The sequence below is a fragment of the Streptomyces sp. WM6386 genome (genome assembly GCF_000972385.1).
GTDB lineage: Bacteria > Actinomycetota > Actinomycetes > Streptomycetales > Streptomycetaceae > Streptomyces.
Genome location: NZ_JXTE01000338.1, coordinates 1 through 678, shown reverse-complemented (window position 1 = coordinate 678; position 678 = coordinate 1). Strand labels below are relative to the sequence as shown.

Annotated in this window: 2 protein-coding genes; one reads left to right on the top strand and one right to left on the bottom strand. The window is 67.0% G+C overall.

The annotated features are described in order from the left end of the window. Positions 1–282 (bottom strand): SDR family oxidoreductase (locus tag TN53_RS41580; RefSeq protein ID WP_046264085.1); only part of this gene is annotated, 282 nt, incomplete at its 3' end. 84 nt (positions 283–366) lie between these two features. Here TN53_RS41580 and TN53_RS41575 point away from each other — a divergent pair. After that, a partial coding sequence (locus TN53_RS41575) for a TetR/AcrR family transcriptional regulator (RefSeq protein WP_046264086.1) occupies positions 367–678 on the top strand: 312 nt, incomplete at its 3' end.

The window sequence follows — 678 nt, the reverse complement described above, 5'->3', positions numbered from 1 at the left end:
GTCCGCGACGCTTCCCGCGTTGGCCACCAGCACTTCGATGTGTCCGGCCTCCTCGCGGACTCGCTCGTAGAGCGCGTCCAGGTCGGCCAGGACCGAGACGTCGGATCGTACGCCGGTGGCCGCAGGGCCCATCTCCTTGACTGCCGCTTCGAGACGGTCGACGTCCCGACCGGTCACGAAGACCCGTGCGCCCTCCCGTACGAAGCGATGGGCGATGGCCAGCCCGATCCCGCTGGTCCCTCCGGTGATCACGGCCACCTTCTCCCGCAGCACGCCTGGCATGTCGAACCCCTTCGGTAGTGGAATGGATCGTCCATAACGTAGGTAGTAATGGACGATCGAGTCAAGAATCGCTAGGCTGAGATCATGGCGAGACCACGCGCATTCGACGAACGCCAAGTCCTGGAGCGGGCCCGGGAACAGTTCTGGGCGACCGGCTATGCGGGAACCCGGATGGACGACATCGCCCAGGCGAGCGGCTTGGGCAAGGGCAGCCTGTACGGCGCATTCGGCGACAAGGGCAAGCTGTTCCACCGGGTGTTCGGTGACTGGTGCACCGCAGTCGTCGAGGTGGCCGAAGGACGGCTGGCGGGTGGCCCGGACGCAGAGGCGTTGGCCCGGCTGTCGGGATACGTGCACCTGATGGCGGAGAACACCGCCTCCGACGCCGAGCGCCGC